Raw genomic sequence first — 24,778 nt, forward strand, 5'->3', positions numbered from 1 at the left:
GCTCTCCAAATATACCATTCCGATGAAGCAAATGGCTGGCATTGCAAGACGAAGTGGCTATTATTTTGACACGCCGTGCCGCAGCATGTGCATTAATGGGGAAGGGGATCGGGTCGCATGGTCACAGGTTTCAAACACAGTATCGCCGTTCTGGGCGGGGCACTTACGCTCGGCATCTCATCGCCGGCAGCCGCGCAGGATTACAGCATCTTTATCGCTGATGTCATCGGACAGACGATCGCAAACATGAATTTTTCGGCGGGCGGGCCAACCTGCATGACCGGCCTCGCCATGTCGGACAAGGAAGTGGATGAGGCGCGCTTGCCAGCGCCGCGTGTGATGCAGCAATATTTTGATGCTGCGCGTGACGGCGGGCAGAAAAGCACGCAGTTCAAGCTTGGCAAGAAAACGCGCTGGCAGGCTGGCGATATCTTGGCCGGGGCTGACACGCTGAACGCGCAGAGCGATCCGCTGGCTGTGGCTGGCAATCGGCTGGAGCAAGAGGCGCTCCGGTTCTACCGCGCGGGCAATCACATGACAGCGCTAGGCCAGTGGGCCGTGCTGGCACCCGATGATACGGTGGCGGGCGTCTATACCGGCCTGTTCGAACGCGAAAGCGGTGAATGGCTGCTTCGCGAGTTGGACATCTTCACTGCCGATCAAATCGTCGAACCTGCTGCGCAGTATTGTCTGGAGCCGGGCGATGTGACCGCGTTCAAGATCTCTTCAGCGGAAAACTGGGTTAAGACAAGCGAGGGCCAGCTGGAAAAAGCAGAGGAAAAACTGGCAAAGCAGCAGGTCAAGCAGCAAGAGATCGAAGCGAAAGCCGCGAGCAAGCCCAACAGCAAGGGCCTGAAAACCAGGGCGCAGCGGATGCGCAATGTAACGGAGCTTCGCATTGCCAAGGTCGATGAGAAGAAGGAGCAACTTGCCAAGGCGAAAGAGCAATTGGTCAAGATGCAGGACGGGAAGCGTGAGCTGGACGAATTGGCAGGCGAAGCCCGCCTTGCGCAGCGTTTCAGGATAGTCGAAACGGAAGAGGAGGCGGCTGCCTCCCAATCGCCAGCAGAATAAGGATGGTTGCAACCATGCCAAGAATGAAGAGACTTTGCGTGATCGCGGCACTGCTGGCCGCGCCTCTCGGGGCCTGCAACAATGATCAGGCTTCTGGGATTGTCACTGCCGAAAGCGCGCAATCGTTCGACGGTATTTCCGAAGCCGAAACGCTGCGGTTTATTGGAAACGAGCCATTCTGGGGCGGGCAAGCCACGGGCGACACTTTGATTTATTCGACACCGGAAAATCCCGATGGTTCGGAAATCACCGTCAAACGGTTCAGCGGACTTGGCGGACTTGGTTTAAGCGGCACGCTTGCCGGTGCTTCCTTCGACATGGCGGTCACACCCGGCGAATGCAGCGATACCATGTCGGATCGCACCTATCCGTTCACAGTGACACTCATTATTGGTGAAGATAGCCGGACCGGTTGCGGCTGGACAGATGCACAGCCTTTTTCCGGTCCGGAGAGTCCATAGCGATTAACGTTCGAGGCTCAGCCTTCGAAGGTGGTTTCCAGCGTGATTTCGCAGTTGAGAAGTTTCGAGATCGGGCAGTTTTCCTTTGCGCCGGCCGCGATTTCTTCAAATTCCGACTGCGAGATGCCGGAAACATTCGCCGACAGCTTCAGTGCTGACTTGGTCACTGTGAAACCGTCTCCGTCCTTCTCAAGAGTTACGTCGCAAGTTGTGTCCAGCGTGCCTTGCTCATGCCCAGCCTTCGCCAGAGCAAAGCTGGTTGCCATCGTAAAACAGCTGGCGTGCGCTGCGGCGATCATTTCTTCGGGATTGGTGCCCGGATCATCTTCGAAGCGGGTGTTGAACCCGTAAGGTGCGTCAAGCGCGCCGGACTTGGTCGCGACGTGGCCCTTCCCATCCTTGCCGAGGCCTTCGTATTTGGCTGATGCTGTGTTCACGGTCATGTTTGGATTCCTTTGTAATGTCTGATGTTGGCGCGCGGCAGCTTCAGCGGCGCGAAGTTTGCGGCGAAGAAAGTACCGTGATCGTCGCGGCGCCTGATCTCTCGGCTACCCTGACGACCGGTCGGCCGCTGGTCTGCCCTGAAGCGGCGATGCTTTGCGTCTGGTCAATTGAAATTGTGTGTTCGCGGCCAGCGGGAGCCTCGTCGTTCGCGCTGTCGATGCTCTTTCCGGTCAGCGGATGGACTGACAAAGCCGGTGTGCTGGCCAATGTGTTGTTATTTTCATTGGATACCAGCCGGTATCCATCTTCAGTGCGCATTTCGGTATAGCCATCGATGCGGGCCTCATCGAACGGCTCGGCTTCGGAACGGGCAAAATATTTGTCGGCTGCTGCGGCATATGCCGAATCGGCGCGGGCTGTATGGCGCACCTCTCCGTTCACCTTCATTACCGAGACGTGGCCCGGCGGGGGGCTGAGGCGGGATACGTCATCATGCCCAACCGCAAGCGAAACGCCATGCTGCGGAACGGCCTCAAGGCCGCGTGTCTTGCGCGCCAATGGATCGGTGTCGATCGATGTCCCAACAACTGCGCCAGAAGTCATGGCGGCCGCCACACCAATGAAAATAAACGAGAGTTTGCGCATTTCGCGATCCTTGCTGCTTCTTACCATACCAATGGGGATCGCTGATTTCGGTTCCGCGCTATGTCGTCGGAGCCGCAAATTTCGCCGAAATTGGGCGCGCTGGTGAAGGTACAGGCAGCAATCGTTAGGTAAATGGCGTCACGCGTGCTACTAGAGTTTCGCTGACGTCGAATTTGCGACGGACTTCGGTACTATGACTACGGTGACGGCGCGGCTTTCTGCCCCCACTTCACCACGGCTGGCGACGACTTCCTTTCATTTCACGATCTGATGCATACCCGCTAGCGGCGATACTGCTGCAGCGGTCCTACGTTCTCGAAAGGAACGCCAATATGACTACCGGAACAGTAAAATTCTTCAACGCCGACAAGGGCTATGGTTTCATTCAGCCTGAAGACGGCGGCGACGACGCATTCGTTCACATCACTGCTGTCCATGCCGCTGGCATGCAGACGCTCGATAAGGAACAGCGCGTCAATTTCGAACTGGAAACAGGTCGTAACGGCAAGACGTCTGCGGTAAATCTCTCCGCTGCGTAATTGCTTTTGAAAACCGGGCGTCACCAAGTGCGGCGCCCGGTTTTTCGCTAACTGGAACGCAGGAGGACTGAGTTGAGTCAGAATTTCGAATTCTACAATACCCGTGCCAACGAGGCAGCCGCAGAAGCCAACGCTGCAACGCTTGATAATGTTCGTGAGCGCGCGCTCCGATCGGAAACTGCCTGGCGTGAAATGGCTGACCGGGCGAAGCAAATGGAAGCCGACCGCGAAACCGCACGCGTCGATCGTGAGAAACGCCAAGCCGAACTGGCCGCCTCTGAAGCAGCAGAAATCAGCGAACCCCTGACTGCCTGACTAGACGGGCACCTATTATCGGCACGAAGCGCACCTGATCAATCGAACGACAGGCCGGACGCTTCTGCCTCGGCAATGATTTCGGCACCTGTTTTCATCGGTGTCTCTTGCGAAAAGTCGTAGAATGCGGGCTTTTCGTCGACGAAAATTTGTTGCTCTATTTCGATCCCATCACGGATATCGAACACCCCCGCCGTGAAGCTGTAGTGGTCCGTCGGAGTGAAACGGTACCACAGATTGCTCCCGCAATTCTTGCAGAATGCCCTCTCCGCCCAGTTGGATGACGGGTAGCTGCTGACGTGTTCTTCCCCTGAAATCTCAAAACTGTCTCCGCTCATCCCCATGAACGGGCCGCCGCCCCATCTGCGGCACATCACGCAGTGACAAACATCGACCACCGGCTTCGCTTGATGCAACTGGATCGATACTTTGCCGCAAAGGCAATGGCCCTCAGCGCTCGCGATTGCGCCCTTCTTTGCATCCGTCATGATCTATCCTCCGTACCTTGAGACGTATCCCAGGATACAGCCCATCCGGTTGGCCTGTGCAATGTAGAGGAACGAGAATTTTCGGAACTACCGACCCACGCGTGCATTGACCATACAAACCCCCAACCGGGGATCCCCCTCAATAATCCAAGGATTAAATTCATGAAAAAATTTGCTATTCCAGCACTCGCATCTGCTCTCGCTCTCGCCGCATGTGGTTCGCCGGCAGAAGTGGACGATACAACCGCTGATACCGAAGCAGTTTCGGCTGAAGCAACAGACACCGGCACCATTGTCGATGTTGCTTCGGGCAATGAAGATTTCTCGACGCTCGTGACAGCAGTAACGACTGCAGGCCTCGGCAACACGCTGGCAGGCGATGGTCCGTTCACCGTGTTCGCACCGACAAACGCAGCGTTCGCCAAGGTACCGGAAGAAACCCTCAACGGTCTGATGACACCGGAAATGAAGGATGATCTTGTCGGCCTTCTTACCTATCACGTCGTCCCGGGCGAAACGAATGCAGCCGCCCTGGTCCAGGCAATCAACGACAATGACGGAAGCTATGAACTCGGCACTGTAAACGGCGGCAAACTGACTGCGACGCTTGATGGCGAAAACGTCATTCTGACCGACGCAGCCGGCGGTACCGCGACTGTGACCGCTACCGATGTGGAAGCATCGAACGGCGTGATCCACGTGATCGATACTGTCGTAATGCCAGGCTGATCCAGCGATCTGCAATTGCTTGAAAGGCGGCTCCCTTACGGGGGCCGCCTTTTTTGTTGTGCGCGTGAAATGATGTCAGGTGTACGCTCCGGTGCGCGCCCAACATTATTCGTTTCTCAGAACAGGCCCGGCACCTCGCGCTGCGCCGCAGTCGGGCGATCCGGCTGGAGCAGCTGGCTGCGGTCCAGATTGATCCGTTCATTCTGCGCGCCGGTAAGCCCGGTTCCGGTGATCGCGGTGCAGCTGGCGGCCCCGTCACGCAGGAATGACAGTGCGCGGGCGACCGACGCTTCTGCCGGATCTCCAAGCTGCGCGGTTACGTCGTCTTCGGCGGCACAAGTGTTGGGCACGACAGACGCAAGACCGGTGAAATATTCACCCTGGCCATCGGCATTTTCGGTTTTGAAGGTCACGGCGCGAATCCTGTCATCGCACTCTGCCTTGTCGAACCCGAATTGCCCCACCGGTTTGCCGAACGTGTTGGCACCCACAAGCGCCATGTTGCTGCCCAGATACGGGATGAAGGAATTGGTCACCAGTTCGCTGGCCGATGCCGTTCCGCCGCGCCCGATGAATGCAATTTTCGTGGGTGCGATGGCAGAAACATTCGTGCCGAACAGCGTGGACTCGTTCTCGCTCGCTTTGCTGGGGCGCAAGGTGGTCCGACTGAACACCTGCCCCACATTGTCACGCCCCATCAAATCGCCCATCAATTCGGCGATCCGGACGAGCCCGCCACCATTATAGCGGAAGTCGACGATGACTTCGGTTATCCCTTGCGCGCGGAAGTCGGCAAAACCCGTCCGCAGATCCTGGTCTGCAGAATCGATGAAAGTTCGCAGGTTGATGTAACCGACCAGTTTGCCGCCATCATTGATGATTTTCGCGCCGTATCTGTCCGACACCGGATCGAGCGGGTATTCCGCCTTGCTGACGGAAACCTGCTGCTGCGTTCCATCGTTCAGGCGAATATCGAATGTACGGGCTACCCCGGGATCGGACGGGCCGAGCCTGTTGACCACGCCTTGCGGCCCTTCATTGGCCATGATGGTCTGGATGGATTCTAGGGTTCCCGCGCTGGTGCCCACCGTCAGGATTTCCACGCCGCGGTCGAACCCCTGCGGAAATGCCGGGGCATTTTCGAACGCCTCAAGAATGAAAACGCGGTTCGCCCCTGTGTCATAGCCGAGCCGGATGCCGAACCCGGCGCTTGATCCGGAACTGAAGAACGCGTTCTCTTCCTCGATCGAGGTAATGTAGGTGAAGCCGCGATCCTTTGATTGCGCCCGGGCGGGGGCGACCAGTGCATCAAGGTAGGATTGCACGGATGCATGCGCGGATTTCTGGACTGTGCGGTCGATCAGGTCAGGGAACAGGTACCATTCGTCGAGAACTGCGAAGGCGAAGTCCTGCCTTGCGGAAAGAGAGCAAGCTGTCGGGGTGGGGGTGCCGCCAGTGCCTCCTCCTCCGCCGCCTGTCGCGCCGCCGCCGGTGATGGGGCTGCCCCCGGAGTCCCCGCCTCCGCAAGCAACGAGCGAAGCGGCGAGCGTGATGCTCAATAGGTTGCGACCAATTCCCATGGCGAATTTGCTCCCGATACACCCCCTGTACCGGCCCCAACAGGCCGGAATAACTGGAGAATTAGACGAAGGATGACCGCTGTCAGACGCGTGGGCAAGCAAATATCAGGCTTAATCCGGCATAAATTTCCGACATTGGCAGTGCGCAAAGCACTTTTCGGCCCGAAAATGACACCGGAGCGGTGGAAAACCTGCCAATTCGCCCCAATTTCCCCCTGCGAAGCCTCGCCGCCTCCGCCTCGGCGGCCTAGAACCCTTATCCAAGGAGAAGAATGGAAATGTCCGCTGAACTACCCGACTGGCTGACCCCTGCTTTGGTCAAACCGCACGCGGGACATGCGAAACTTACCGTCGCCCGGCTGGCCGACAGGCGTACCCTGGGGCGCGGCGGTTTTTCTCTCAAGAGCCCTGCCTTTGAAAATGGCGAAGCGCTCGATCCATGTTTTACCGCTGACGAGGAAGACGCTGTCGCGCCGCCTCTGGAATGGAGCGCGCCTCCTCCCGGCTCTCAGGAAATCGTCCTGTTGGTGGAAGATGCCGACACCAATGGCGACAATCTGACTTGCCACTGGTCTGTTTGGGGTTTGCCCGGACAAAAGGGCATGCTGCTGGAAGGCGAGACGCCGCCGCGCGTCGGCAAGAATTCAAAACGCAATTCGGAATGGCAGCTCCCAGCGCCGCCGGAAGATGATGCGCCGCATCAATATGTATTTCAGATCTTCGCGCTCGACCTTCCACTTACCTTGATGCCTGGCGCCAGCAGTGCCGAGCTGATCAAGTCGATGGAAGGCCATGTCGTCGCTGCAGCGGTGCTGACGGGCACCTATAAGCGCGAAGAAGGTGACGACGAAGAATGGGACGAGGATGACGACTTTGAATAACTTTAAAGCCAACTAGGAAAGGATCATTATCATGGCTGGCAAGAACAATGCACTTCAGAAACCCGTAACTCTTTCGGGTGACCTCGAAAACGTAATTGGCAAGGGCCCTATGACCCGCGCTCAGGTTACCTCGAAGGTCTGGGAATACATCAAGGCGAATGACCTGCAGGACAGCAAGGACAAGCGTCAGATCAATCCCGATGCGAAACTTGGCGCGGTAATCGGCAAAGACCAGATTTCCATGTTCAAGATGACTGCTGCGGTTTCGAAGCACCTCACCTAAGATCGTTTACGATTTGGGGCGGAGCGGCCAATTGGTCGCTCCGCTTACCCACAGCGCAAGCCAGATGATAAGCGGCTGCGCAATCATACGGGGCACATGATAGGCGAGACCCATACCGCCATCTTCCCGCGCAAGATCCATCGCAAAATGATTGATATTGGCCGGCCATACGCACAGCGCGTACAGGGCAAGTCCAATTCCCGCTGCCATGCGCAAGCGCGGCGACCACGGCTGAATCAGTCCGGCCGCGCCTAGAAACTCCGCGATCCCGGTCCACAATACGACCGCCTCCGGATAGGGGACCCAACCGGGCATTATCGTTAGAAAACCCCGCGGCGCGGCGATGTGAAAATAACCGGCGGCAGCATAGAATGCGGCCAGAACCCATCGCAGAATTGGCCGCATCGCGAACTTCCTGTTCACGATGCCGCACCCCTGCCAGCGCCGATTAGTCCGATCGTGACGGCTACAGCCATGTTCATTTCCGCTTGCTCCCCCTTTCCACCGCCTGTGAATGCGATAGAACTTAACCAAACCATAGGGTCATGATCCGGAGATCGTAAATGAAAAAGCTCGCACTGCTCCCGCTTATCGCGCTGTTGGCGTCGCCCGCTGCCGCACAGTCTGCGGAAGAGATCGCTGCCGCAGCGCTGGAGGCTGCACCGGTTTGGGACGGGCATAATGACGTCCCGATTCAGCTTCGCGGGCGGTTTCGCAATGTCATCGCCGATTTTGATTTCGAGGATACTACCGACACCGGTCCCGAACATTCCGAAGGGCGCACAATGCACACCGACCTTGCACGGCTGCGTGAAGGGAAGGTCGGGGCGCAGTTCTGGTCGGTTTACGTCACCGCAGCACTGAGCGAGCCCGAAGCAGTGCAAGCGGTGATCGAACAGATCGATGTGACCAAGCGGCTCATTTCCCGTTATCCCGATGATCTGGCGCTTGCGCTGACCGCTGACGAAGTCGAAAAGGCGGTCGCCGAAGGGCGCATCGCTTCGCTGATGGGTATGGAAGGCGGCCATTCGATCGGATCGAGCCTCGCGGTGCTTCGCCAGACTTACGAGATCGGTGCGCGCTACATGACGCTGACGCATTCAAAGAACACGCCCTGGGCGGATAGCGCAACCGACACCCCGCAGCATGATGGCCTGACGGATTTCGGCAAGGATCTGGTGCGCGAAATGAACCGGATCGGGATGCTGGTCGACCTCAGCCATGTCAGCGAGAAAACCATGCATGATGCGTTGGACGTGGCAAAGGCTCCGGTGATTTTCAGCCATTCGGGCGCGCGCGCGATCAATGGGCACGCGCGTAACGTGCCTGACAGCGTGCTGTCACGGCTGCCTGAAAATGGCGGTATCGTGATGATTGTGGGCCTGCCAGGCTTCCTGAACGAAGATGCGCGGCAATGGTATTCGGCGCGTGAGGCCGAACAGACGCGGCTGTCAGTCCTATGGCAAGGGCAACCCGCCGCAGTCGAGGCAGCCATGGCCGAATGGGACGCGGCCAATCCGGTGCCGATGGCGACGATTGCCGACATGGCTGATCACATTGATCAGGTGCGCAAGATGGCCGGGATCGATGCGATCGGAATTGGCGGAGACTACGACGGGATGCCAACTGGGCCGGTCGGAATGGAAGACGTGGCCGGTTACCCCGCGCTGTTCACCGAACTGGCGCGGCGCGGTTATTCGCAAGCCGACCTTGAGAAGATATCGTTCGGCAACATGATGCGCGTGCTGCGTGCCGCAGAAGCATACAAGGCCAGTGTGGCCACAATGCCTGCAATCGAAACCCCAGTCCCCGAGTGAGCGGACGCATGTGACGGCCAAACAAAGAGGCCTCCGTCCCTGTGTCAGGACGGAGGCCTTTTTTGTTTGGGGGGAGTATCAGCCAGCGGTTTCGGGCAAGTCGCTCCTGTCTGTGGATGCCATAGTTTCGAGTTCATCCTCTGACATGGTCTCGTACATTTCCTTCGATGCGCTTTGCAGGTCGGACTTGTCCTGCTCTCCGCGTTTCGCGGCAAGCGCTGCACCGGCAGCCTGCTGCTGCGCCTTCGAACTGGCTTTGGGCATCAGTCCTGCGCTTCCAGCTCTGAACCGCGCTTCAAGACTTCGTCGCCGTCTTCCTGTTTGATCAGATAGGCCGGATTGTCATTGTCGCCGTCCTTGGTCACCTCGGTCCCCTGAAGCGTGCGCGTTACTTCACGCTCGAACCGATCCTTGATCTGGCCCTTGCCTTCGCCGTTGCCCCAGTTCCATTTGACATACTGGTCGGTCTGGAAACTATTCGAGTTGCTCATTGATTTCTCCGATGGTTTGTCCCGTCCATCAGCCGGCCAAAAGGGCCTCCCCGCAGCTTAGTTTGCGATGCTGGTATCGATTTCGTCAGCATCGTCGCTGACAATACTGTCGGTCTGGTCGCCTGCGCGTTCTTCGCCCACGGTGGATTCTGAAATCCCGCTCATTGTGGCTTCTTCTTCGACATCACCTTGGCTTAGCGCGCCGGTGATCCAGATGATCGACATGATGGCAATCGCCAGGAACAGCCCGATACCAAGTACCCAGCGCATATGGCCGGTCTTGGTGCCGCCGCTGGCATCCGTTTCGTCGATGTGGATTTCTTCGCCTTCTTTATGCATGTCTCTAGCTCCCGAGAAAAGGGTGCGACCCCCTGTTACAGCTATCGAACGGTCAATTGACCGACCGGTTCCGGGAGCGTGCGATCAGTCGCGCAGCAATTCGTTGATCCCGGTCTTCTCGCGGGTTTGTGCGTCGACGGTTTTTACGATGACTGCGCAGGCGAGCGACGGGCCGCCATTCGGATCGGGCAGGGTGCCCGGTACGACAACCGAATAGGGCGGAATGAAGCCGCGCGAAATCTCGCCTGTTTGCCGGTTCACGATTTTCGTGGACGCAGTGACGAACACGCCCATGGCAACCACTGCGCCTTCGCCGACAATAACGCCTTCGACGATTTCGGAACGTGCACCGATGAAGCAATTATCGCCGATGATCGTCGGATTGGCCTGCATCGGTTCGAGCACTCCGCCAATGCCGGTGCCGGCAGAGATATGACAATTCTTGCCGATCTGCGCGCACGATCCGATCGAGCCCCAGGTGTCCACCATGGTGCCTTCGCCGACATACGCGCCGATATTGACGAAGCTGGGCATCAGAACGCAGCCTGGCGCGATATAGCTGCCGGCACGGGCAATGGCGCCGGGCACAACCCGAAAGCCGGCTTCGCGGAAACGCGCATCGTCCCACCCGGCAAATTTGCTCGGGACTTTATCGAATGCTGGATGGCCGGCGGAACCGCCGTCCATTACCATGTTGTCATTGAGCCGAAAGCTCAGCAACACAGCCTTCTTTAGCCATTGATTGACCTTCCAGCCGCCATTGCCATCAGGTTCTGCAACACGGCCTTCGCCACTGTCGAGCATAGCCAGCGCTGCCTGAACGTGCTCGCGCACATCGCGGCTATCCTGGGTTACATTGGCGCGGTCTTCCCATGCGGCGTCGATGGCGGTTTCAAGATTGGCTGTCATGATTGCTCCGGATGTGGCTTCAGGATGCGCTGCTAGCCCTCGCCGCCAGCGGCGGCAAGGGTGCAGGCAGGGCGGGCTGGATTACATCCCGGCTTGCTTGGCAAAATGATGCGCGCGTTCCACCAGCGGGATTACGCGATCGGACATTTTCCTGGCGTGCGCGCTCGATGCGGTGCCATCGATAACGCGTTTCTTGATGCCCTGGATAATTCCGGCGAGGCGGAACAGATTGTATGCGAAATACCAGTCCATTGGCGGCACGGGATACCCGGTGCGGGCCACGTAGCGCTCGGTCGCTTCCTCGATTGTCGGTATGCCGAGCGCCTTGTGATCCAGCCCGCCGATTCCCGCGCGGCCATCGACCGGACTGATCCAGTTGAGCATCAGGTAGCTGAAGTCACCGATAGGATCGCCCAGGGTCGACAATTCCCAATCCAGCACCGCAATCACGCGGGGCTCGGTCTTGTGGAAGATCATGTTGTCGAGCCGGTAATCGCCGTGCACGATGCTGCTGGCGTGCTGTTCCGGAATAGTCGTTGGAAGCCATTCGATCAGCTCGTCCATTTCCGGAATCACTTCTGTTTCCGACAGCTTGTATTGTTTGGACCAACGGGCGATTTGCCGCGCGCAATAATCGGTCGGCTTGCCAAAATCGCTCATCCCGACGGCTTCGACGTCGGTCATGTGCAGATCGGCCAGCGTATCGATCATCGCGTTATAGATGGCTGTGCGCTCATCCTTGTCGGATGCGGGCAGGGCACCGTCCCACAGGCTGCGGCCGTCGGCCATGCTCATGATGAAGAACATCGATCCGATGACATCACGGTCTTCGCACAGTCCATAGGCCTTGGGCACAGGGAAACCGGTTGGACCCAGCGCGGCCATGGCCTTGTATTCACGGTCGACCGCGTGTGCGCTGGGCAGCAGTTTGCCGAATGGCTGGCGCCGCAGGACATAAGACCGGTCAGGGGTGTCGATCCGGTATGTCGGGTTCGATTGGCCGCCCTTGAATTTGGACAATGTCAGGGGGCCGCAAAACCCCTCGACATTGGCTTCCATCCATTCCGTAAGCCTGGCTTCGTCAAGCTTGTCCGCGTCGGGCACCTCTACGGTGCCGACCATTTCCTTTTCATAATCCATCTCGTCTGCCCTCAGTCGAAAACAATGACGGAGCGGGCGCTGTGGCCCTCGCGCATCCGGTCGAAGCCCTTGTTGATGTCTTCCAGCGGGATCCGTTCGGCAATGATCGTATCGAGGTCGAGCAGACCGCGCATGTAGAAATCAACCAGCCGCGGCAGATCCACCGGGAAATGGTTTTCACCCATGATTGCGCCCTGCAATTTCTTGCCCGAAAGCAGGTCCATCGCGCCGAGGCCGACCTTGCAGTCGAGCGGCATCATGCCGAGGATAATCGCGGTGCCGCCGCGCCTGAGCGATGCGACCGCCAGATCCGCGGACGCCTGCCGGCCAACGGCCTCGATCGCGTAATGCACGCCGCCCTTGGTCATGGAGATGATCTGCTTTGCTGCATCGGGCGCCAGCGCGTCGACGGTGTGCGTCGCACCCAGCACCTTGGCCAGTTCGCGCTTTTCCTCCAGCGGATCGGCCGCGATGACCATGCCTGCACCGGCGATCTTGGCCGCGTTGATCGCAGCAAGGCCAACCCCGCCGCACCCGATCACTACCACGGTTTCACCCGGTGTCAGGTTTGCCGCATTGAAGATCGTGCCGGCCCCTGTTGTAACGGCGCAACCGATCAGCGCAGCGCGGTCCAGCGGCATGTCCTTGTCGATGGCGACGCAGGCATGTTCGTGGATCAGCATTTGTTCGCTGAATGCCGACAGGTTGAGCATCTGGTTGACCATTTCACCGCCATTGCGGGTGATGCGCACCGGTGCATCGGCCGGACGGCGTGTATCAGCACCAAGGCACAGGAACATCCGGCCGGTGACGCAGAATTCGCAGTGGCCGCAGAATGCCGAAAGGCACGAGACGACATGGTCTCCCGGCTTCACTGTCTTCACCTCGCTGCCCACAGCACGGACGACACCCGCTGCCTCATGCCCGGGAATTGCGGGCAGGGCATGCGGATATGCGCCGTCGATGAAATGCAGGTCAGAATGGCAAAGCCCGCAAGCCTTGGTGTCGATCAGCACCTCGTGCGGTGCCGGCTCTCCCAGTTCGACCTCGCCAATGACGAGGCCGTTACCGGGTTTCTCCAGAATAGCTGCCTTGACCATTAGCGGGTCGCCGCCAGGTCGCCGGAGCTGATATCGCTGCCGGTGGGAGCAGGACCCTTGCCGTCACGCAGGGCGTTTGCCGTCGGGCCGGGGTTCGGCATGTGCTTGGCAAATTCCATGCGCGCGATCGAGCGGGCGTGCACTTCGTCAGGACCGTCAGCCAGACGCAGAGTGCGCTGGTGGGCATAGGCGCTGGCAAGGCCGTAGTCGTTGGATACACCGCCGCCGCCATGGGCCTGGATCGCATCATCGATGATCTGCAGCGCCATATTCGGGGCCTGCACCTTGATCATGGCGATTTCCTGCTTGGCGACCTTGTTGCCGACCTTGTCCATCATGTCGGCAGCCTTGAGGCACAGCAGACGGGTCATCTCGATGTCGATGCGGGCACGGGCAACGCGCTCTTCCCAAACCGAGTATTTGTAGATCGGTTTGCCGAAAGCTTCGCGTTCCTGAAGGCGGCGGCACATCTTGGCCAGCGCTTCTTCTGCGACGCCGATCGTGCGCATGCAGTGATGGATGCGGCCAGGCCCGAGGCGGCCCTGCGCGATCTCGAACCCGCGGCCTTCGCCGAGCAGCAAGTTGCTGACGGGGACGCGCACGTCGGTCAGTTCGACTTCCATATGGCCGTGCGGCGCATCGTCGTAACCGAACACCGGCAGGTGGCGCAGGATGTTTACGCCTGGCGCATCCATCGGAACGAGAACCTGCGACTGTTGGGCATGGCGCTGTGCGCCGGGATTGGTCTTGCCCATGACGATCGCCACCTTGCAGCGCGGATCGCCGAGACCCGACGACCACCACTTGCGTCCGTTGATGACATATTCGTCACCGTCACGTTCAATGCGTGTTTCGATGTTGGTCGCGTCCGAAGATGCGGTGAAGGGTTCGGTCATCAGGAAGGCCGAACGGATTTCACCGTTCATCAGCGGCTGGAGCCACTCGTCTTTCTGTTCGCGCGTGCCGTACCGGTGGAACACTTCCATGTTGCCGGTGTCAGGCGCGGAACAGTTGAACACTTCGCTTGCCCAGCCAACGCGGCCCATTTCCTCTGCACACAGGGCATATTCGAGGTTGGTTAGGCCGGGGCCTTCGAATTCGAAGCTGTCATCCACATGGCTCAGCTGGCCCTGCGGCGGCATGAACAGGTTCCAGATGCCCTGCGCCTTGGCTTTCACCTTCATGTCTTCGATGATCGGAATGACCTTCCAGCGGTCACCCTCTTCATCCTGCTGCCGATACGTTTCCGTGTTGGGGCGAATGTTCTTTTCGATGAAATCGCGCACGCGGTCGCGCCAGTGGGTTTGCCGGTCTGTCAGGTCGAAGTTCATGAGTATTCCTTTCTGATTCGAAGAATGGCTTAGGGTATCAATTGGCCGCCGTCGACGTCAGCACGTGCGGCGGCATTGAGAGTGGCAAGGCGCGCTTCGTGTTCGGCGCGGTCGATCGGGAAGCGGAGCAGGAACAATGCAGAGGTCACGCCCAGAACCACGATCAGGATGCAATATTGCAGGATCAGACTGTCGATCACCGGAGACGCAACCTGACCCGGAACGGCTTTTTCAGGCAGCCCCGCAATGGCGACGATCAGGCCGGTTACGAAGATGCCAACCCCGGTCGCGCATTTCTGGATGAACCAATAGCCTGAATAAAATGATCCTTCTGCCCGGCGCTGGGTCCGCTCTTCGAAAGCCTCGACGATTTCCGCGACCATCGAGGATGCCGATATCATCACCATCACCCCGAATGTGTTGCTGAACAGGACGAAACCGAACAGCAACATGGTGGATGCGGGGGTGCCCAGTTCGGGCCATGTGCCGGCACTGAACAGGGCGTAGGGGATGAGGTAGATGACCATCGAAATGACCGTGGCGGCTGCTGCAACCTTCGGTTTGCCCCATTTGCGATGTGCAGGGCCAAGCGTCACGAAAGTCAGGACAACGCTGAGGAACAGGACGATCGGATAATAGAACAGGTCGCTTTCGGAAAATTGCCATACGAACAGGTAAAGGTAATTCGACAATGCGAAGGTCATTCCCTGGCTCACATATGCGCCCAGCGCGCCGCCTGCGAGGATGAGGAACGCCCGTTCCGACAATGCCTGTTTGATCTCGCTGAAGGCGGTGCGGAAACTGAATGGCGGCGGCTTGTCCTTGGGCAGTTTTGCAACCCGGCTGTGCTGCCCGATAGCGGAAAGGAGTACGGAGGCTGCCATCACCACCGCGCCGAAAACGCCGTATGCTGCGTAACCCTCTGCCGATAGCAGGCTGTCAGCAAGGAACACCTGATAGGCGAGGAACAGGATCAGCAATCCGCCGGTCCATCCAAACAGGAACCGGTACCTGAACAACGTGGTCCGCTCGTCGTAATCACTGGTCAGTTCGGGTACCAGCGATGTGGAGGGCACTTCGCATGCGGAAAGCAGCAAGCGCACGAGCACCGCCAGACCGAGCAAGCCAAGGAAGCTCGGCGCAGCATCGACCGGGGGTTGCCACAGAAGGACCCATGCAATTGCAAGCGGAATTGGCGCTGCGTAGAGCCAGGGCAGCCGGCGGCCCCACCGTGTATAGGTCCGGTCAGACAGGTTGCCGAGCAAAGGATCGACAAACGCATCGATAATCAGGGCGAGGGCGAGGGCCAGACTGACCAGCTGCGCCTCCATGCCCAGCACCTGGTTGTAGAAAATCAGCAGGAAAACGGAGAACCCGTTGTCCTTCACCCCGAATGCCACCGCGCCAAAGCCGTGGAACAGCTTGATCCGCATTGGCAGAGTCTGGGTTTGCGTTTCAGCGGTCACTGCTGGTTAGCCTCCGCCAAAGCGCGCAGGGCCTCGAACATATCGGGTTCTTTCGGATCCCATGAGTATTTGGGACCGATGGTTATCCCGCCATCGACGATGATCGATGTGCCGTTGACGAAGGATGCCTCTTCGCTGGCGAGGAAGGCCATGGCATTGGCGATGTCTTCCGACTGACCGCCGCGGGCGACAGGCTGCGCGCCGGCAGACATGGCGGCAATCGCTTTCTTGCCGATTTCGGCTTGCTCTCCGCTGAGCTCGAGCGAGTTGGTGAAGATGTTGGTGTTGATGAAGCCCGGCTGGATCGCGTTGACGCGGATCTGGTGCTTGGCAAGATCGGCGGCTGACATCTTCGTCAGATGCAGCACGCCCGCCTTGGCCACGGCATAGGCGTTGGGCGAATATCCGGGGCCAACCGCGGCAACGCTCGACGTGTTGATGATCGATGCGTTCTTGCGCCCGATCATGTGCGGTACGGCATAGCGGATGCCGAACGCGACGGACCGCAACAGCAGGTCCATGGTGCGGTCCCAGCCTTCCGGGTCGATCTCGTCGATCGGCGCGCCGTCACCCCCGGCACCTGCATTGTTGAACACGATGTCGATGCCGCCGGTTTCCGCAGCCGCACGGTCCATCAACGCCTTGATATCTTCCGTGCTGGTGACATCGCAGTGTTGGAAATGAATCGCGCCATTGGACTGCGAGGCAAGTTCCGCGCCGCCTTCTTCGTCAATATCGGCAGCGAAGACAGTTGCGCCTTCGCTGGCCAATAGCAGCACGGATGCCTTTCCAATGCCCGATGCAGCACCGGTTACGACAGCAGTCTTGCCTGAGAATCGCATATACCTCTCCCAAGGTTTGTATGGCTGCCAGCTTAGGCTTGGCGCGGGTCTCGTCAACGCTGCACTCGCTGACGCTACGGCAAGGCGCGAAAGCATGCTCCCGCTTGCACGACCCTGCCTTTTGCCCTTAACGTAAACGGCAATTGGAGAGGGGTTTTACAGCCCTGTAAACCGAGTCGAGAGGAACACATCATGGCAGATCTGGAAACTTTCCGCGCAGAGACACGGAGTTGGCTCGAGGCCAACTGCCCGGACGAAATGCGGCAGCCCGTAAGGGACGAAGAAGACGTTTATTGGGGCGGCCGCAAAGCCACCTTCAAGAACGACGCGCAAAAGGCGTGGTTCGATGCGTGCGTCGCCAAGGGGTACACCGTTCCGGCATGGCCGAAGGAATATGGCGGCGCCGGATTGAGCGCGCCCGAGGCGAAGATTCTGCGCGAAGAAATGGGCCGGATCAATGCACGCCCGCCGCTTTCCAGCTTCGGCATTTGGATGCTTGGCCCTGCGCTACTGAAGTTCGGCACGGAGGCGCAAAAGCTGCGTTTCCTGAACGAAATCGCGCGCGGCGAAATCCGCTGGTGCCAGGGTTACTCGGAGCCGGGTTCGGGTTCGGACCTCGTCTCGATGCAGACTTTTGGCGAGGACAAGGGCGATCATTGGGAAGTGAACGGCCAGAAAATCTGGACTTCGTACGCTGACCATGCCGACTGGATTTTCTGCCTCGTGCGGACCGACAAATCGAACAAGTATCAGGGCATCACCTTCATGCTGTTCGACATGGAAAGCCAAGGCGTCGCGACCAAGCCGATCCTGCTGATCAGCGGCAACAGCCCGTTCTGCGAAACTTTCTTCGACGATGTGAAGGTGCCGAAGGAATACGGCGAAGGCATTCCTGCGCAGGTCGGTGAAGTGAACCGCGGCTGGGACGTTGCCAAATATCTTCTTGGGCACGAACGCGAAATGATTTCCGGTGCCGATGGCGGTGATCGGACGTCTGCAATCGGTGCAGCAATGCTGCGGCAAACGGGTGAGCTTGATGCTGTTCTTCGAGCCGAGCTCGCCATGTTCGACGTGGATGCGCTTGCTTACGGCGCCATGGGCGAGAAATTCCTCGACGAGATGAAGGCCGGCAAAGGCCATCCCGCACAGCCGAACATGATGAAATATGTCGGCACAGAACTGAACAAGCGCCGTCACGAACTGATGATGTCGGCTGGCGGTTCGACCAGCCTGGAGTGGGACAGCGAAGAAACCGGCGGCGGCAAGCCATCGCGTAATTGGCTGCGCACCAAGGCCAATTCCATCGAAGGCGGCACCAGCGAAGTGATGCTGAACGTCGTTTCCAAACGTATCCTCGACCTGCCGGGAGCCTGATCAATGCCGCTATATCACGATGAAGATCAGGCGATGCTCGCCGACACTGCCGCTCAGTTCATGTCTGAGGAAGGCGCGATTGCAAAACAGCTGCGCCATTGGCGCGACCGCGATTGCAAGGACGGTTTCGGCCACGAATTGTGGAAACAGTTCGCCGAAATGGGTTTTACCGGAATTCTGGTGAACGAAGACGATGGCGGCATGGGCATGGGTAATGTCGAAGCCGGCATCGTCCTTGAGCAGATCGGCCGTAATCTCACCCCGTCTCCGTTTCTCACCAGCTCCGTCCTTGCGGCGACTGCGCTGAAAGACGGAAGCGATGATCTGCGCGGACGTTATCTGCCGGGCCTGCTGTCAGGTGACAGCGTCTTTGCAGTGGCGATCGACGAGGGCGCGAAGCACCGCCCCGAAAGGATCAAGACAAAGGCGGAAAAATCGGGTAACGGTTTCAAGCTTTCGGGCCAGAAGGACTTTGTCGTTCACGGCGCGAGTGCAGACATGATCGTGGTCGCTGCGCGCACATCCGGTTCGGATGACGATGAGGACGGCATCACGCTTTTCGCGGTGCCCAGGGATGCAGCGGGCCTCGATCATGCCGCTGTCCGGTTGGTCGACAGCTCTGTCGCAACGCACATGAAGCTGGACGGTGTCGAACTGGATGGAGATGCGGTTATCGGCGAAGTCGATGGCGGACGCGAAGTTCTCAACAAGGTGCTCAACGCAGGCCGGCTCGGCGCAGCAGCGGAAGGCTGCGGCGTTGCAGGCGGCGCGATGGACATGACCATCGATTACCTCAAGCAGCGCAAGCAATTCGGCAAGCTGATTGGCGAATTCCAGGCGCTTCAGCACCGTGCAGCGCACCTTTATTCCGAAGTCGAAATCGCACGCGCGGTGACGATCAAGGCCGGGCAGCTGCTTGATGCAGGCAGCGAACAATCCGACCTGATGGTCTCCGTCGCCAAGGCAAAAGTCGCAAAGGCGGCTGGCCTTGCGGTGAAAGAAGGCGTTCAGATGCACGGCGGCATCGGAATGACCGACGAATATGACATCGGCCTGTATATGAAGCGCGACCGTGCGCTGCAGGAATTCCTGGGCGATGCCTATTACCACGCAGGGCGCGTTGCCCAGATGAGCGGATACTAAGGAGAACGAACGATGATGAAACTGACTGATTTGTTCGGCCTCCAAGGCAAGATCGCTCTGGTAACCGGCGGCTCGCGCGGGATTGGCAAGATGATCGTGGAAGGCTTGCTCGAAGCGGGCTGCGCCAAGGTTTATATTGTCGCCCGCAAGAAAGAGCAGGTCGATGAAACCTCTGCCGAACTGGGCGATAAAGTTATCGGTTTGACCGGTGATCTTTCGCAGATGGAAGGGATCAAGGCGTTGGCTGACGATCTGGCCAGCCGCGAAGAAAAGTTGGACCTGCTAGTGAATAATGCCGGTGCCGCATGGGGCGAACCGTTCGAGGAATTTTCAGAGGCCGGCTGGGACCGGACGATGGACCTGAACGTGAAGACACCGTTCTTCCTGACGCAAAAGCTGCTGCCTTTGCTCAAGGCCGCGGGAACCAAGGAACGTCCGGCCAAGGTGCTGATGATCGCCTCGATCGACGGGATGAAGTCGAACCCGTGGCCGACTTACCCGTACCAGGCATCGAAAGCTGGCCTGATCCACCTGACCCGGCGGATGGCCGCAGAACTGGTTGGCCACAATATCATCGTCAACGGCATCGGCCCGGGCGCCTTCCCCAGTGCGATGAACCGTGCAGCACGCGACAATGCAGACCTGGTGGAAAAGGGCATCCCTTCGCGGCGTGTGGGTGTGACCGAAGATATGGCTGCGGGTGCGATCTACCTGCTCAGCCGTGCAGGCGACTATGTCGTGGGTACGACTATTCCGATCGATGGAGGCGTGGTGAACGCTAATATCGGTGCCGGCAATTTCGTTGATCCGTCAGGCACCTGATCGCTGCAAAATGCGTAATCAAGAAAGGCCGCCGGAGCGATCCGGCGGCCTTTTCTGTTGAAGTGCCTTATTCCATCAATTCGCGCACGAACGGGATTAGTCCGGTCTGGCGCGTGCGCTTCATCCGTTCGGCATGCAGTATCTCGCGGACCTTGACGAAGCACTGGTCGACATCGTCATTGATGACGACATAATCGTATTCTGCCCAGTGGCTGATTTCGCCGCGGGCCCGGTCCATCCGGCCTTCGATTACATCGGCGGTGTCTGTCCCGCGCGATTCAAGGCGGCGGCGAAGTTCGACCAGGCTGGGCGGCAGGATAAACACGCTCACCACATCCTGCTGGTCTTTTTGATAAAGCTGCTGGGTGCCCTGCCAGTCGATGTCGAACAGGAAATCCTGCCCTTCTTTCAGTCCCGACCGGATATATCCCTTCGGCGTGCCGTAGCGGTGATTGAACACATGCGCCCATTCGTAGAAATCGTCTTTTTCGACCATTTCATCGAACTGGGTTTCGCTGACGAAGTGATAATCGATCCCGTCAATCTCGCCCTCGCGGCGCGGACGCGTGGTCGCAGAAACGGAGAGTTTGATTTCCTCGTCCGCGGTCAGCAGCATATGCGAAATGGTTGTCTTTCCCGCGCCCGAGGGGGAGGAAAGAATGAACATGAGTCCGCGGCGGTGGAGATCTTCTTGGTCGGCCATGCCCGCTAATGCGTCAGGCATAGCTGCGAAATCAAGGCCGGATGCGGAATATCCGCGCCCTTAGTTGTCTTTCGACTGCTCGATCAGCGCCTTGTCTCCGGCACGCTTGGACTTGCGGCGTTTCTGGCTGCGGTCAAACAGCGTCTTGGCCACTACGCCGCCGCCAACGACGATCGCGCCCGGAAGTGACCGTGTGGCGACCTTTGCCAAGGCAAACGAAACGATGTTTTGCCCCAGTGTCTTGTTCTGGACGATATTGCTGGCGGTTTCCTTGCCGTAGCGGCCGCTCAGGAAACCTTTTTCAACCGCGCTGCGCAGGACATACGACCCGGCGCGCATGGCAATGTCTGCCATGATCAGATTGGTTGCGGGATTGGTGCTGGGGCCGGGCACCTCTGCGGCATCACCCGGCGTATGTTCGCGCGCCTCTGCAATCGCATCAGCGCCGATTTCTGAAACATGTTTGACCATAGATTTATCCGCCCCTGCACGGCGCGGACCCAAGCTGCCGCCGGTCTGCGCCTATTTCTTGCGGCCGAAATCGACCGTGACGACGTTTGAGCCGTCTTCGCTTTCTGTAACGGCTGGATGCTCGCCCGGTTCCGGAACGTCATTCTCTGCATCTTCATGCTCTTCGGGTGACATGTCGGCGACAGTTGCCTGAAACTGCAGGCCGAAATCGACCGCCGGATCGACAAACGCAGTGATGGCCGAAAACGGGATGTCCAGCTTGGCCGGCACCGCGTTAAAGCTGAGGCCGACGGTGAACCCGTCATCATCAACGCCCAGGTCCCAGAACTTGTTCTGCAGGACGATGGTCATTTCGTCAGGAAAGCGTTCACGCAGGCTGGTGGGGATCGATACGCCCGGTGCGCCGGTCTTGAACGTGATGTAGAAATGATGGTTGCCGGGCAGTTCGCTGCCCATTTCGACGATTTGTCCGAGCACGCGGCCAACCACGGCACGCAGTGCTTCTTGTACGATCTCGTCGTAGGGGATCAAGCTATCGGGCGTTTCGTCACTCATATCGGTTGCTAGGTGGCGAGATGCACGCGCATGGTCAAGCGGGAATAGAGGAATGTCATCAATCCTCATGCTTGCGCGTCCATTCGGAGCGCGTATAGCGCACCGCATGCGTACAGCCCGAATAGAACGAAACACCGCCGAAACGAAGATCGAGGTCGAAGTAAACCTCGATGGCACCGGCAAATATGACGTATCGACCGGCATAGGATTTCTCGACCACATGGTGGAGCAGTTCAGCCGCCATTCGTTGATTGATGTGACGATGAAGATCGACGGCGATTTGCATGTCGATCAGCATCACACGACCGAAGACAGCGCGCTCGCCCTGGGACAGGCACTGGCGCAGGCGATGGGCGACAAGGCGGGCATCGGGCGATACGGCACGGCCTATTCCCCGATGGACGAAACGCTGGCCCGGGTCGCGCTGGATATTTCAGGGCGCCCCTATCTGGTGTGGAAGGCAGGCTTCAGCCAGGAAAAGCTGGGCGAATGGGATACCGAACTGATCGAACACTGGTTCCATTCCGTGTCGCAGACCGCGGGCATCACGCTCCACATCGAACTGATTTACGGCACCAACAACCACCACATCTGCGAAGCGATCTACAAGGGTTTTGCCCGCGCTATGCGCACCGGTGTCGAACTGGACCAGCGCAAGGGCGGGGCAATTCCCAGCACCAAGGGGCAGCTAGGTGGCTGAAGCAATCGCGCTGATCGATTACGGCGCGGGCAACCTGCATTCGGTCGAGAACGCGCTGAAAGCGGTCGGCGCGAAGGTCGCCGTTACCGCCGATCCCGATGTCGTCCGCGCAGCAGATCGCATCGTGCTGCCCGGTGTCGGATCGTTCAAGGCATGTGCCGAAGGGCTCAAATCCATCGATGGGCTTGTCGAGGCCATGACCGAACGGGTCGAAATTGGCGGCGCGCCGTTTCTGGGCATCTGCGTGGGGATGCAATTGCTCGCCACACGCGGGCTCGAACACGGTGAGACGAAGGGCTTGAACTGGATCGCAGGCGAGGTGGAGCTGATCGAAAAAACCGATCCGGCGATCAAGGTGCCGCATATGGGGTGGAACGATGTCGCGCTGACCACCCATGTGCCGAGCCACGATCTGCTGGAGGAGGGCGAGGCCTATTTCCTGCATTCCTATCATTTCACGGTATCCGACCCGCACCATATTGCCGCAATGACAGATCACGGCGGCGGCCTGGTTGCGGCGGTGGCGCGTGACACTATTGTTGGTGTGCAGTTTCACCCTGAAAAGAGCCAGGCCTACGGATTGGCCTTGCTCGAACGGTTTTTGGACTGGCGCCCTTGATTGGAGTTTTGGCATGATTGTCTTTCCCGCGATCGACCTGAAAGGCGGCGAAGTCGTGCGTCTGGCAGAAGGCGATATGGACCGCGCGACCGTTTACGGGGATGACCCGGCGGCGCAGGCCATGCTGTTCGCCGAGGCCGGCGCGCAGCATCTGCACGTGGTCGATCTCGACGGTTCCTTCGCCGGCAGCGCGCAGAACCGCGAAGCTGTCGAGGCGATCGTCGAAGCGTTTCCCGGCCACGTCCAGCTTGGCGGAGGCATTCGGACACCGGGCGATGTAGAGGGATGGTTCAATGCCGGTGTCGCGCGGATCGTGATCGGCACTGCGGCTCTGAAGAATCCCGAATTTGTCAAACAGATGGCGAAGGAATGGGAAAACGGGATCGTCGTGGCGGTCGATGCGCGCGATGGAATGGTCGCGACCGACGGCTGGGCGGAAGTATCCGATGTGCCGATCGCGGACATGGCCCGCCGGTTCGAGGATGCGGGCGTCGCCAGCCTGCTGTTCACCGACATCGGGCGTGACGGTATGCTTAAGGGCTGCAACATCGATGCGACCGTCGAGCTGGCCCAGCGCACCGATCTGCCGGTTATTGCCAGCGGCGGGGTCAAGGGGCTGGACGATATTCACATTCTCGCGATGCAGGCCAGCCAGGGGATTGAAGGCGTGATCACCGGGCGCGCTTTATATGACGGGCGTCTGGATCTGGCGGCGGCGATTGCGATGGCGGCGCGGGCGTGACAGTCCGCATCCGGGTTATCCCCTGCCTCGACGTCGCCGACGGGCGCGTGGTCAAAGGCGTGAATTTCGTCGATCTGCGCGATGCAGGCGATCCGGTGGAACAGGCGCAGGCCTATGATGCGGCGGGCGCTGACGAGCTGTGTTTTCTCGATATTTCGGCCACGCATGAAGGGCGCGGCACTCTGCTCGATGTCGTCAAGCGCACAGCAGAGGTGTGCTTCATGCCGCTGACCGTGGGCGGAGGCGTTTCTTCAGTAGAGGATGCACGCGCTCTGCTGCTGGCGGGCGCAGACAAAGTTGCGATCAACAGTGCCGCGGTCAAGCGGCCAGAGGTCGTCTCCGAGATTGCGGCCAAATTCGGCAGTCAATGCGTGGTCGGCTCTGTCGACGCCCGCAAAACGGGCCCCGGCAAATGGGAAATTTTCACCCATGGCGGTCGCAAGCCGACCGGGATCGATGCGCTTGGACACGCCAAGCGGCTGGCCGATCTGGGCGCGGGCGAATTGCTCGTCACATCGATGGACGGTGATGGAACCAAGGCGGGTTACGATCTGGAATTGACCCGTGCGATTGCCGACAGCGTCGATGTGCCGGTGATTGCCAGCGGCGGAGTCGGCACGCTCGACCATTTGGTGGAGGGGGTCACGAGGGGCCACGCAAGCGCTGTGCTGGCTGCATCGATATTCCACTTCGGCGAACACACGATAGCAGAGGCGCACGCCGCCTTGCGCGCTGCCGGGCTTCCTGCCCGCGCCTGATACGTCCCTCTGCGGGA

Annotated in this window: 32 protein-coding genes; 15 read left to right on the forward strand and 17 right to left on the reverse strand. The window is 59.1% G+C overall.

Annotation, left to right across the window (positions count from 1 at the left end):
- Window positions 1-117: 117 nt before the first annotated feature.
- Together PO778_RS00490 and PO778_RS00495 are read left to right on the forward strand one after the other, a co-directional pair.
- Window positions 118-1,074 carry a hypothetical protein gene (locus PO778_RS00490; RefSeq protein WP_271438220.1) on the forward strand — a complete coding sequence of 319 codons (957 nt, stop codon included), beginning with the start codon at window positions 118-120 and terminating at the stop codon, window positions 1,072-1,074.
- 23 nt (window positions 1,075-1,097) lie between these two features.
- The gene (locus PO778_RS00495) at window positions 1,098-1,535 is read left to right on the forward strand and encodes a COG3650 family protein (RefSeq protein WP_271438221.1); all 438 of its coding nucleotides are present in this window, start codon (window positions 1,098-1,100) and stop codon (window positions 1,533-1,535) included.
- A gap of 17 nt (window positions 1,536-1,552) precedes the next feature.
- Here the strand turns inward: PO778_RS00495 and PO778_RS00500 are convergent, their stop codons facing one another.
- Together PO778_RS00500 and PO778_RS00505 are read right to left on the reverse strand one after the other, a co-directional pair.
- The gene (locus tag PO778_RS00500) at window positions 1,553-1,978 is read right to left on the reverse strand and encodes an OsmC family protein (protein ID WP_271438222.1); all 426 of its coding nucleotides are present in this window, start codon (window positions 1,976-1,978) and stop codon (window positions 1,553-1,555) included.
- Between the two features lie 43 nt (window positions 1,979-2,021).
- A complete protein-coding gene (locus tag PO778_RS00505; protein ID WP_271438223.1) occupies window positions 2,022-2,624 on the reverse strand; it encodes a hypothetical protein in 603 nt (200 codons plus the stop codon).
- Window positions 2,625-2,956: 332 nt separating this feature from the next.
- Between PO778_RS00505 and PO778_RS00510 the strand changes: the two genes are divergently transcribed.
- Entirely contained in the window at window positions 2,957-3,163 is a 207-nt protein-coding gene (locus tag PO778_RS00510; RefSeq protein WP_160729178.1) for a cold-shock protein, read from the forward strand.
- 72 nt (window positions 3,164-3,235) lie between these two features.
- The gene (locus tag PO778_RS00515) at window positions 3,236-3,478 is read left to right on the forward strand and encodes a hypothetical protein (protein ID WP_160729179.1); all 243 of its coding nucleotides are present in this window, start codon (window positions 3,236-3,238) and stop codon (window positions 3,476-3,478) included.
- A gap of 38 nt (window positions 3,479-3,516) precedes the next feature.
- Here the strand turns inward: PO778_RS00515 and PO778_RS00520 are convergent, their stop codons facing one another.
- Window positions 3,517-3,966: a GFA family protein gene (locus tag PO778_RS00520; RefSeq protein ID WP_160729180.1), complete on the reverse strand. Its 450-nt coding sequence runs from the start codon at window positions 3,964-3,966 to the stop codon at window positions 3,517-3,519.
- A gap of 162 nt (window positions 3,967-4,128) precedes the next feature.
- Between PO778_RS00520 and PO778_RS00525 the strand changes: the two genes are divergently transcribed.
- The gene (locus tag PO778_RS00525; RefSeq protein WP_160729181.1) at window positions 4,129-4,695 is read left to right on the forward strand and encodes a fasciclin domain-containing protein; all 567 of its coding nucleotides are present in this window, start codon (window positions 4,129-4,131) and stop codon (window positions 4,693-4,695) included.
- A 116-nt stretch (window positions 4,696-4,811) separates the two neighbouring features.
- Here PO778_RS00525 and PO778_RS00530 read toward each other — a convergent pair whose 3' ends face one another.
- Window positions 4,812-6,275 carry a S41 family peptidase gene (locus PO778_RS00530; RefSeq protein ID WP_271438224.1) on the reverse strand — a complete coding sequence of 488 codons (1,464 nt, stop codon included), beginning with the start codon at window positions 6,273-6,275 and terminating at the stop codon, window positions 4,812-4,814.
- 278 nt (window positions 6,276-6,553) lie between these two features.
- On the opposite strand from PO778_RS00530, the gene PO778_RS00535 reads away from it, so the two are divergent.
- Both PO778_RS00535 and PO778_RS00540 read left to right on the forward strand, forming a co-directional pair.
- Entirely contained in the window at window positions 6,554-7,156 is a 603-nt protein-coding gene (locus PO778_RS00535) for a YbhB/YbcL family Raf kinase inhibitor-like protein (protein WP_271438225.1), read from the forward strand.
- Between the two features lie 31 nt (window positions 7,157-7,187).
- Window positions 7,188-7,439, forward strand: coding sequence for an SWIB/MDM2 domain-containing protein (locus tag PO778_RS00540; protein ID WP_160729184.1), 252 nt, complete (start codon window positions 7,188-7,190; stop codon window positions 7,437-7,439).
- A 6-nt stretch (window positions 7,440-7,445) separates the two neighbouring features.
- Here PO778_RS00540 and PO778_RS00545 read toward each other — a convergent pair whose 3' ends face one another.
- A complete protein-coding gene (locus PO778_RS00545) occupies window positions 7,446-7,844 on the reverse strand; it encodes a DoxX family protein (protein WP_271439313.1) in 399 nt (132 codons plus the stop codon).
- A 158-nt stretch (window positions 7,845-8,002) separates the two neighbouring features.
- On the opposite strand from PO778_RS00545, the gene PO778_RS00550 reads away from it, so the two are divergent.
- Window positions 8,003-9,256: a dipeptidase gene (locus tag PO778_RS00550; protein ID WP_271438226.1), complete on the forward strand. Its 1,254-nt coding sequence runs from the start codon at window positions 8,003-8,005 to the stop codon at window positions 9,254-9,256.
- A gap of 78 nt (window positions 9,257-9,334) precedes the next feature.
- Here PO778_RS00550 and PO778_RS00555 read toward each other — a convergent pair whose 3' ends face one another.
- The 9 genes from PO778_RS00555 to PO778_RS00595 all read right to left on the reverse strand — a co-directional run bounded on the left by PO778_RS00555 (window position 9,335) and on the right by PO778_RS00595 (window position 16,874).
- Window positions 9,335-9,520 carry a DUF3008 family protein gene (locus tag PO778_RS00555; RefSeq protein ID WP_271438227.1) on the reverse strand — a complete coding sequence of 62 codons (186 nt, stop codon included), beginning with the start codon at window positions 9,518-9,520 and terminating at the stop codon, window positions 9,335-9,337.
- Window positions 9,520-9,747, reverse strand: coding sequence for a hypervirulence associated TUDOR domain-containing protein (locus tag PO778_RS00560; protein ID WP_271438228.1), 228 nt, complete (start codon window positions 9,745-9,747; stop codon window positions 9,520-9,522). Before PO778_RS00560 ends, PO778_RS00555 begins: the two co-directional genes overlap by 1 nt.
- A 57-nt stretch (window positions 9,748-9,804) precedes the next feature.
- Window positions 9,805-10,086 carry a hypothetical protein gene (locus tag PO778_RS00565; RefSeq protein ID WP_271438229.1) on the reverse strand — a complete coding sequence of 94 codons (282 nt, stop codon included), beginning with the start codon at window positions 10,084-10,086 and terminating at the stop codon, window positions 9,805-9,807.
- Between the two features lie 84 nt (window positions 10,087-10,170).
- Window positions 10,171-10,995, reverse strand: coding sequence for a 2,3,4,5-tetrahydropyridine-2,6-dicarboxylate N-succinyltransferase (dapD, locus tag PO778_RS00570; RefSeq protein WP_271438230.1), 825 nt, complete (start codon window positions 10,993-10,995; stop codon window positions 10,171-10,173).
- Window positions 10,996-11,076: 81 nt separating this feature from the next.
- Window positions 11,077-12,135, reverse strand: coding sequence for a phosphotransferase family protein (locus PO778_RS00575; RefSeq protein ID WP_271438231.1), 1,059 nt, complete (start codon window positions 12,133-12,135; stop codon window positions 11,077-11,079).
- 11 nt (window positions 12,136-12,146) lie between these two features.
- A complete protein-coding gene (locus tag PO778_RS00580) occupies window positions 12,147-13,235 on the reverse strand; it encodes a Zn-dependent alcohol dehydrogenase (protein WP_271438232.1) in 1,089 nt (362 codons plus the stop codon).
- Complete coding sequence (locus tag PO778_RS00585; RefSeq protein ID WP_271438233.1) at window positions 13,235-14,566, reverse strand: acyl-CoA dehydrogenase family protein; 1,332 nt, start codon at window positions 14,564-14,566, stop codon at window positions 13,235-13,237. Before PO778_RS00585 ends, PO778_RS00580 begins: the two co-directional genes overlap by 1 nt.
- 29 nt (window positions 14,567-14,595) lie before the next feature.
- Window positions 14,596-16,032, reverse strand: a complete 1,437-nt coding sequence (locus PO778_RS00590) for an MFS transporter (protein WP_271438234.1) — start codon at window positions 16,030-16,032, stop codon at window positions 14,596-14,598.
- Window positions 16,029-16,874 carry an SDR family NAD(P)-dependent oxidoreductase gene (locus tag PO778_RS00595; protein WP_271438235.1) on the reverse strand — a complete coding sequence of 282 codons (846 nt, stop codon included), beginning with the start codon at window positions 16,872-16,874 and terminating at the stop codon, window positions 16,029-16,031. Before PO778_RS00595 ends, PO778_RS00590 begins: the two co-directional genes overlap by 4 nt.
- Window positions 16,875-17,066: 192 nt before the next feature.
- Between PO778_RS00595 and PO778_RS00600 the strand changes: the two genes are divergently transcribed.
- From PO778_RS00600 to PO778_RS00610, 3 genes are read left to right on the forward strand one after another with little or no spacing between them, the layout of a single operon-like run.
- Window positions 17,067-18,248 (forward strand): acyl-CoA dehydrogenase family protein, encoded by a 1,182-nt coding sequence (locus tag PO778_RS00600; RefSeq protein WP_271438236.1) that lies wholly within the window; start codon window positions 17,067-17,069, stop codon window positions 18,246-18,248.
- Between the two features lie 3 nt (window positions 18,249-18,251).
- Window positions 18,252-19,391 carry an acyl-CoA dehydrogenase family protein gene (locus tag PO778_RS00605; RefSeq protein ID WP_271438237.1) on the forward strand — a complete coding sequence of 380 codons (1,140 nt, stop codon included), beginning with the start codon at window positions 18,252-18,254 and terminating at the stop codon, window positions 19,389-19,391.
- A 15-nt stretch (window positions 19,392-19,406) separates the two neighbouring features.
- On the forward strand, window positions 19,407-20,213 hold the full coding sequence (locus PO778_RS00610) for an SDR family NAD(P)-dependent oxidoreductase (protein ID WP_271439314.1): 807 nt from the start codon (window positions 19,407-19,409) through the stop codon (window positions 20,211-20,213).
- 67 nt (window positions 20,214-20,280) lie between these two features.
- On the opposite strand, the gene gmk is transcribed toward PO778_RS00610, so the two are convergent.
- From gmk to PO778_RS00625, 3 genes are read right to left on the reverse strand one after another with little or no spacing between them, the layout of a single operon-like run.
- Entirely contained in the window at window positions 20,281-20,916 is a 636-nt protein-coding gene (gene gmk / locus PO778_RS00615; protein WP_271438238.1) for a guanylate kinase, read from the reverse strand.
- Between the two features lie 60 nt (window positions 20,917-20,976).
- On the reverse strand, window positions 20,977-21,387 hold the full coding sequence (locus PO778_RS00620; RefSeq protein WP_271438239.1) for a hypothetical protein: 411 nt from the start codon (window positions 21,385-21,387) through the stop codon (window positions 20,977-20,979).
- A 51-nt stretch (window positions 21,388-21,438) separates the two neighbouring features.
- Window positions 21,439-21,942: an SspB family protein gene (locus tag PO778_RS00625; protein WP_271438240.1), complete on the reverse strand. Its 504-nt coding sequence runs from the start codon at window positions 21,940-21,942 to the stop codon at window positions 21,439-21,441.
- Window positions 21,943-22,048: 106 nt separating this feature from the next.
- Between PO778_RS00625 and hisB the strand changes: the two genes are divergently transcribed.
- From hisB to hisF, 4 genes are read left to right on the forward strand one after another with little or no spacing between them, the layout of a single operon-like run.
- Window positions 22,049-22,642, forward strand: coding sequence for an imidazoleglycerol-phosphate dehydratase HisB (hisB, locus tag PO778_RS00630; protein WP_160729198.1), 594 nt, complete (start codon window positions 22,049-22,051; stop codon window positions 22,640-22,642).
- Window positions 22,635-23,261 (forward strand): imidazole glycerol phosphate synthase subunit HisH, encoded by a 627-nt coding sequence (gene hisH / locus PO778_RS00635; RefSeq protein ID WP_271438241.1) that lies wholly within the window; start codon window positions 22,635-22,637, stop codon window positions 23,259-23,261. Before hisB ends, hisH begins: the two co-directional genes overlap by 8 nt.
- Before the next feature lie 13 nt (window positions 23,262-23,274).
- Window positions 23,275-24,003 (forward strand): 1-(5-phosphoribosyl)-5-[(5-phosphoribosylamino)methylideneamino]imidazole-4-carboxamide isomerase, encoded by a 729-nt coding sequence (hisA, locus tag PO778_RS00640; RefSeq protein WP_160729200.1) that lies wholly within the window; start codon window positions 23,275-23,277, stop codon window positions 24,001-24,003.
- Window positions 24,000-24,761 carry an imidazole glycerol phosphate synthase subunit HisF gene (gene hisF, locus PO778_RS00645; RefSeq protein ID WP_271438242.1) on the forward strand — a complete coding sequence of 254 codons (762 nt, stop codon included), beginning with the start codon at window positions 24,000-24,002 and terminating at the stop codon, window positions 24,759-24,761. Before hisA ends, hisF begins: the two co-directional genes overlap by 4 nt.
- Window positions 24,762-24,778 lie beyond the last annotated feature (17 nt).

This window comes from Pontixanthobacter luteolus (genome assembly GCF_947494915.1).
GTDB lineage: Bacteria > Pseudomonadota > Alphaproteobacteria > Sphingomonadales > Sphingomonadaceae > Pontixanthobacter > Pontixanthobacter luteolus.

Bases quoted from the DNA above. Each gene is read 5' to 3' on its own strand.
- PO778_RS00610 (WP_271439314.1), top strand. From the start codon at position 19,407: ATGAAACTGACTGATTTGTTCGGCCTCCAAGGCAAGATCGCTCTGGTA.
- PO778_RS00495 (WP_271438221.1), top strand. From the start codon at position 1,098: ATGAAGAGACTTTGCGTGATCGCGGCACTGCTGGCCGCGCCTCTCGGG.
- PO778_RS00560 (WP_271438228.1), bottom strand. From the start codon at position 9,747: ATGAGCAACTCGAATAGTTTCCAGACCGACCAGTATGTCAAATGGAAC.
- PO778_RS00490 (WP_271438220.1), top strand. From the start codon at position 118: ATGGTCACAGGTTTCAAACACAGTATCGCCGTTCTGGGCGGGGCACTT.
- PO778_RS00600 (WP_271438236.1), top strand. From the start codon at position 17,067: ATGGCAGATCTGGAAACTTTCCGCGCAGAGACACGGAGTTGGCTCGAG.
- PO778_RS00555 (WP_271438227.1), bottom strand. From the start codon at position 9,520: ATGCCCAAAGCCAGTTCGAAGGCGCAGCAGCAGGCTGCCGGTGCAGCG.
- PO778_RS00620 (WP_271438239.1), bottom strand. From the start codon at position 21,387: ATGGTCAAACATGTTTCAGAAATCGGCGCTGATGCGATTGCAGAGGCG.
- PO778_RS00505 (WP_271438223.1), bottom strand. From the start codon at position 2,624: ATGCGCAAACTCTCGTTTATTTTCATTGGTGTGGCGGCCGCCATGACT.
- dapD (WP_271438230.1), bottom strand. From the start codon at position 10,995: ATGACAGCCAATCTTGAAACCGCCATCGACGCCGCATGGGAAGACCGC.
- hisB (WP_160729198.1), top strand. From the start codon at position 22,049: ATGCGTACAGCCCGAATAGAACGAAACACCGCCGAAACGAAGATCGAG.
- PO778_RS00585 (WP_271438233.1), bottom strand. From the start codon at position 14,566: ATGAACTTCGACCTGACAGACCGGCAAACCCACTGGCGCGACCGCGTG.
- PO778_RS00550 (WP_271438226.1), top strand. From the start codon at position 8,003: ATGAAAAAGCTCGCACTGCTCCCGCTTATCGCGCTGTTGGCGTCGCCC.
- gmk (WP_271438238.1), bottom strand. From the start codon at position 20,916: ATGGCCGACCAAGAAGATCTCCACCGCCGCGGACTCATGTTCATTCTT.
- PO778_RS00525 (WP_160729181.1), top strand. From the start codon at position 4,129: ATGAAAAAATTTGCTATTCCAGCACTCGCATCTGCTCTCGCTCTCGCC.
- PO778_RS00565 (WP_271438229.1), bottom strand. From the start codon at position 10,086: ATGCATAAAGAAGGCGAAGAAATCCACATCGACGAAACGGATGCCAGC.
- PO778_RS00605 (WP_271438237.1), top strand. From the start codon at position 18,252: ATGCCGCTATATCACGATGAAGATCAGGCGATGCTCGCCGACACTGCC.
- PO778_RS00540 (WP_160729184.1), top strand. From the start codon at position 7,188: ATGGCTGGCAAGAACAATGCACTTCAGAAACCCGTAACTCTTTCGGGT.
- PO778_RS00535 (WP_271438225.1), top strand. From the start codon at position 6,554: ATGTCCGCTGAACTACCCGACTGGCTGACCCCTGCTTTGGTCAAACCG.
- PO778_RS00595 (WP_271438235.1), bottom strand. From the start codon at position 16,874: ATGCGATTCTCAGGCAAGACTGCTGTCGTAACCGGTGCTGCATCGGGC.
- PO778_RS00625 (WP_271438240.1), bottom strand. From the start codon at position 21,942: ATGAGTGACGAAACGCCCGATAGCTTGATCCCCTACGACGAGATCGTA.
- PO778_RS00545 (WP_271439313.1), bottom strand. From the start codon at position 7,844: ATGCGGCCAATTCTGCGATGGGTTCTGGCCGCATTCTATGCTGCCGCC.
- PO778_RS00530 (WP_271438224.1), bottom strand. From the start codon at position 6,275: ATGGGAATTGGTCGCAACCTATTGAGCATCACGCTCGCCGCTTCGCTC.
- PO778_RS00580 (WP_271438232.1), bottom strand. From the start codon at position 13,235: ATGGTCAAGGCAGCTATTCTGGAGAAACCCGGTAACGGCCTCGTCATT.
- PO778_RS00500 (WP_271438222.1), bottom strand. From the start codon at position 1,978: ATGACCGTGAACACAGCATCAGCCAAATACGAAGGCCTCGGCAAGGAT.
- PO778_RS00575 (WP_271438231.1), bottom strand. From the start codon at position 12,135: ATGGATTATGAAAAGGAAATGGTCGGCACCGTAGAGGTGCCCGACGCG.
- PO778_RS00510 (WP_160729178.1), top strand. From the start codon at position 2,957: ATGACTACCGGAACAGTAAAATTCTTCAACGCCGACAAGGGCTATGGT.
- hisA (WP_160729200.1), top strand. From the start codon at position 23,275: ATGATTGTCTTTCCCGCGATCGACCTGAAAGGCGGCGAAGTCGTGCGT.
- PO778_RS00520 (WP_160729180.1), bottom strand. From the start codon at position 3,966: ATGACGGATGCAAAGAAGGGCGCAATCGCGAGCGCTGAGGGCCATTGC.